This is a genomic window from uncultured Ralstonia sp. (assembly GCA_913056305.1).
Lineage (GTDB): Bacteria > Pseudomonadota > Gammaproteobacteria > Burkholderiales > Burkholderiaceae > Ralstonia.
In genome coordinates, this window is sequence record CAJXMR010000283.1 from 1 (window position 1) to 5,133 (window position 5,133).

Sequence of the window (5,133 nt, forward strand, 5' to 3'; positions counted from 1 at the left end):
CGCGCCGTGATCTGCCGCAACGACATCGCCTCGTAGCCGAACTCGATGAACAGCAATTCGGTGGCCTCGAGAATGCGGCCTTTGGTGTCGCCTGCTCCGGGACGTCCCATGTCTCCTACCTCGTCGTTTTTGGTCCGAATTCGTCGTCGCTTGCTGCGGTGCAGCGCCCGAAACATACGATTCAAACGCATGTATGTGGTGGTCCGGGCATGTTAGGAACAGACGTTTGAAAACGCAAAGTTCCTAATTCGAGCGCGGACTCTAGACGAGGGTAGGCTGCCCGGGCAGTGTATGAAACACGCGGGCTACCGTGTGAGTGGGCGCAAACATCCTGAATTGTAGAAAGTTGTTCGCGCCCCAGGCGTCGGGTCAACCGATGGGATGAAGGCCGCCGAAAAACGCGGCAGCGTTTTGTGCGAGGGTGGGGAGGTGATAGCCGCCTTCCTGCACGACCAGCGTCGGCAGGCCGATGGCGCCGATCGCCTGGCCGAGGCAGCCGAAGCCCTCGGTCGACACGTCCACCTGCGATTGCGGATCTTCGCGGTAGATGTCGAAGCCGAGCGACAGCACCAGTGCTTCCGGCTGGAAGCGTTCGAGCGCGCCGATGGCCTCCTCCAGCTTGGCGAAGAACACCGACTCCGGAGAGCGATGCGGCATCGGCAGGTTCACGTTGTGGCCAAGGCCATCGCCCGCGCCGCGCTCGTCATCAAAGCCGGCGACGACCGGGTAGAAGTTGGTCGGATCGCCGTGGATGGAGACGTAGAGCACGTCGGCGCGGTCGTAGAAGATCTCCTGGATGCCCTGGCCGTGGTGCATGTCGGTGTCGAGGATGGCGACACGCTTGAACTTCGCACGCAATGCCTGCGCGGCGATGGCGGCGTTGTTCAGGTAGCAGAAGCCGCCGGCGGCTTCGCGGCGCGCGTGGTGGCCGGGCGGGCGGCACAGGGCGTAGGCGAAGCGCTCGCCGCTGAGGAGGGCACTCGCGCCGGCCGCCGCGCTTTGCGCCGACCAGTACGCCGATCGCCACGTATTCGCGCCGACCGGGCAACTGCCGTCAGCCAGGTAGCGTGCCGCCTGGGCCAGTACGCCGCGCAGCGCATTCGGCTCGCGCACGAAGATGTTGGACATGACCTCGTCGCCCCAGTCTTCGGGTAGGCGGCGCCAGTCGGCGTGGGCGTCCTGCAGGAAGCGCAGATAGGGCTCGCCATGCACGGCGACCAGCGGGGCGAAGCCATGATCGTCGGGCTGGGCGATGGTGAAGCCGAGATCGCGCGCGGCCTGCAGCAGGTTGCGCGCGCGTTCGGGCACCTCCTGCGGCGTGCGCATCTTGCCGCGCGAGTAGTAGCTCTGCGGATGGTGCAGCAGCTGTTCGGGATGGAAGAACGTCAGCATGGGTGAAGCAGGTTGAGGATGAGCATTACGCCTGCACGGCATCGACATCGGTGGCCGTGGTGCGGCCGCGCTGGCGCGCATCGACGGCGATGATGCTCACCAGCGACACACCGGCCAGCAGCGTGTAGAACACCGCCAGCGGCCACCATTCGCCATGAAAGCGCTGCGCGAGGATGGTGCCCACCAGCGGCGTGAGCCCGCCCGCCACCGCGCCGCACACCTGGTACGACAACGAGATCGCCGAGTACCGCACGCGCGTCTCGAACACGCCCGACACGAAGCCGGCGATGACCGAGTAGAAGCTCGCCATGCACACCACGGCCAGCGCGATGCCCAGCACCAGCATCGGTGCCTGGCGCGTCTGCACCAGCAGGAACATCGGATACGGCGAGGCCATCGCCAGCAGCGCCATCAGCTTGAGGAAGCGCGCGCCGCCGAGCTTCTCGGCGAGCCACGCCGCCAGCGGCTGCACGAGGAACTGGATGATCGCCACGGCGAACAGGCAGTCGAGGATCAGCGTCTTGGGCAGCGACAGGTACTGTGTCGTGTACGCGATCATGAAGGTGTTCGTGAAGTACACGCCGGCAATGCCGATGGTGTTGGCGCCGATGCACAGCAGCACCGGCACGCGCGCCGTACGCCAGACCTCGGCGATCGGCAGCTTGGCCGTCTTGCGCTGCGCCTGCACCTGCGCAAACTCGGGCGATTCGTTCACGCCCAGGCGGATCGCCACGCCCACCAGCAGCAGCACCGCGCTGGCGAGGAAGGGCAGACGCCAGCCCCAGTCCATGAATACGTCTTTCTCCATCGACGTGACCAGGCGGAAGGCCAGCAGCGACAGGATCAAACCGGCCGGGCTGCCGAGCTGCGCGAACGACGCGAAGAAGGTGCGGCGGCCCTTGGGTGCGTGTTCGCCCGCCATCAGCACCGCGCCGCCCCATTCACCGCCCACCGCGATGCCCTGCACCACGCGCAGCAGCACCAGCAGCACGGGCGCCAGGGCGCCGGCCGTCGCATAGGTCGGCAGCAGGCCGATGCCGATGGTGGCCAGGCCCATCATCGTGAGCGTGATCATCAGCGCCTTCTTGCGGCCGATGCGGTCACCCCAGTGGCCGAACACGATGCCGCCCAGCGGCCGCGCGAAGAAGCCGACGGCAAACGTGCCGAACGAGGCGAGTGTGCTGAGGAACGGATCGCCACCCGGGAAGAACAACGGCCCGAACACGAGTGCTGCAGCGGTGGCGTAGATGTAGAAGTCGTACCACTCGATCATGGTGCCGACAAAGGCGGCGGTGGCCGCGCGCGCGGGCTGGCGCCCGCCGGGGTGAGACGGTTGCATGGGTAGGCTCCTCACATTTTTTGAGCCCGCCGCATCGAGGCGGCGGATGCGTGTTTATTGCCGGTTGACGGGTATTAGTCAAATTCTGAATACTTATCGTTTGTATAAGTTGAACTCATATTCGTCGCCATGGAACCCTCCGCCCTTGATCCCGCGCTGGTTAGCGACCGACTCGACTGGAACCTCCTGCGCACGTTCTTGACCATCGTTCACGAACGCAGCATCAGCCGGGCGGCAGTGCGGCTGCATATCACGCAGCCGGCTGTGAGCTTGGCGCTGCGGCGGCTGGAGGATCAGCTTGGCCATACGCTCATCGAGCGGCGCGGCTCGCACTTCCGCCTTACGCGTGTCGGCGAGGATGTATTGCGTATCGCCACCGATGTCTACGGCAACGTCGCGCGGCTGGGCTCCGAGCTGGGCGAGCCGCAGGATGATGTGAGTGGTGTGCTGCATCTGCTCACCGTCAGCCGCATCCACTCGGGCGTGTATGACGAGTGTCTGGCGGCGTTTCATCGGCATCACCCGCGTGTCGATCTGCAGGTGGAGGTGATGCGCAGCGCGGACATCCTCGATGCGCTGGCGCAGAAGCGTGCGGGCATCGGGCTGAGCCTGTGCCGCACGCCGATCGACAAGCTGGAGCGGCAGCTCTTCTTGCGGCAGCGCTATGCGGTGTTCTGCGGGCGGCATCACCGGCTGTTCGGGCGGACGGGCTTGTCGATCAGTGATCTGCTCGGCGAGAACTTCGTCTCGTTCATGAGCGACCAGTTGGGGGATGCCTTGTCGCCGCTGGCGGTGTTTCGGGATCAGCAGGGCTTTACCGGGCGTATCGTCGCCACGTCGCCGAGCCTGGATGAGATCAAGCGGTTGGTGTTTGCGGGCTATGGGATTGGGTGCTTGCCGGAGCACATCGTGGCGGAGGATCTGGCGCAGCAGCGGTTGTGGCGGTTGCCGCCGGAGGAGGGGGTGGCGGATATCGATCTGTATCTGTTGTGGCACAAGGAGCGGCGCCTGGCACCCGCTGAGACGGCGTTCCTGGCGCACTTTCGGCGGTATATGGCGCGGTATTCGCTGGCGGAGCGGTTGGGGGACGTGGTGAATGCGCCGTTGGCGGCGTTGCGGGCGCCGGCGGGGTAGTTTGTGTTTTGGGCCGTGGTGGTCTGCCCCCCTTTCGTCCCTTGCTGGGGCCGAAACAGGGGTGGACCAGCAACACCAAAATCAGCTTCAACAAGTCCAGACACCGCATCCTGTTAAACTACCGCCCTTCGCAGTCCCCGGGGTCCAGTCGCCCCGTCACCTACCCAGGCTCTGTCCGCGATTGGCGCACGAACGAATGCGCGGGACACGCCGGTCCAATTGCTTTTCCATGTCGTTTTCCGAACTCGGCTTGTCAGACAAGCTGGTACGTGCCGTGGCCGAACTCGGCTACGCAGAACCCACCCCGATTCAACGCCAGGCCATCCCCGCCATCCTCAAGGGCGGTGACCTGCTCGCCGGTGCACAGACCGGCACCGGCAAGACCGCCGGTTTCACGCTGCCGCTGCTGCATCGCCTGTCCGAGACGCAGCCCAACAAGGTGCATACGTCACACGGCATGCGTTTCCCCATCCGTGCGCTGGTGCTCACCCCGACGCGTGAACTCGCCGCGCAGGTGGAAGAAAGCGTGCGCGCCTATGGCAAATACCTGCCGCTGAAGTCGATGGTGATGTTCGGCGGCGTCGGCATCAACCCGCAGATCGATGCGCTCAAGCGCGGCGTCGATATCGTCGTGGCCACGCCGGGCCGCCTGCTGGACCACGTGGGCCAGCGCACCATCGACCTGTCGCACATCGAGCTGCTGGTGCTGGACGAAGCCGATCGCATGCTCGACATGGGCTTCATCCATGACATCCGCAAGGTCCTCAACATCCTGCCGCCCAAGCGCCAGAACCTGCTGTTCTCGGCGACGTTCTCGGACGAGATCCGCGAACTGGCCGACCGCCTGCTCGACAAGCCGGCGCTGATCGAGGTCGCACGCCGCAACACCACGGCCGAGACCGTTGAGCAACGCATCTATCCGGTGGACCGCGAGCGCAAGCGCGAACTGCTCGCCAAGCTCGTGCGCGACAACGACTGGCACCAGGTGCTGGTCTTCACGCGCACCAAGCACGGCGCCAACCGCCTGGCCGAGCAGCTCACGCGCGACGGCATCTCGTCGCTGGCGATCCACGGCAACAAGAGCCAGTCGGCGCGCACGCGTGCGCTGTCGGAGTTCAAGGCCGGGACGCTGCGCGTGCTGGTCGCCACCGACATCGCCGCGCGCGGCATCGACATCGACCAACTGCCGCACGTGGTCAACTTCGACCTGCCCAACGTGCCGGAAGACTACGTGCACCGCATCGGCCGCACGGGCCGCGCGGGTGCGC

The 5,133-nt window shown here is 65.6% G+C and carries 4 protein-coding genes and 1 pseudogene; 2 read left to right on the forward strand and 3 right to left on the reverse strand.

The window, feature by feature from the left end; genetic code table 11:
• The 3 genes and pseudogenes from QZ609_RS24380 to QZ609_RS24390 all read right to left on the reverse strand — a co-directional run.
• A pseudogene (locus tag QZ609_RS24380) lies at nucleotides 1-110 on the reverse strand (TetR/AcrR family transcriptional regulator); the annotation flags it as partial.
• 259 nt (nucleotides 111-369) lie between these two features.
• Nucleotides 370-1,392 carry a histone deacetylase family protein gene (locus QZ609_RS24385; RefSeq protein ID WP_295500410.1) on the reverse strand — a complete coding sequence of 341 codons (1,023 nt, stop codon included), beginning with the start codon at nucleotides 1,390-1,392 and terminating at the stop codon, nucleotides 370-372.
• A 25-nt stretch (nucleotides 1,393-1,417) separates the two neighbouring features.
• On the reverse strand, nucleotides 1,418-2,731 hold the full coding sequence (locus tag QZ609_RS24390; protein ID WP_295500412.1) for an MFS transporter: 1,314 nt from the start codon (nucleotides 2,729-2,731) through the stop codon (nucleotides 1,418-1,420).
• A gap of 129 nt (nucleotides 2,732-2,860) precedes the next feature.
• On the opposite strand from QZ609_RS24390, the gene QZ609_RS24395 reads away from it, so the two are divergent.
• Both QZ609_RS24395 and QZ609_RS24400 read left to right on the forward strand, forming a co-directional pair.
• Nucleotides 2,861-3,865, forward strand: coding sequence for a LysR family transcriptional regulator (locus QZ609_RS24395; protein ID WP_295500414.1), 1,005 nt, complete (start codon nucleotides 2,861-2,863; stop codon nucleotides 3,863-3,865).
• A gap of 229 nt (nucleotides 3,866-4,094) precedes the next feature.
• A partial coding sequence (locus QZ609_RS24400; RefSeq protein WP_295500416.1) for a DEAD/DEAH box helicase occupies nucleotides 4,095-5,133 on the forward strand: 1,039 nt, incomplete at its 3' end.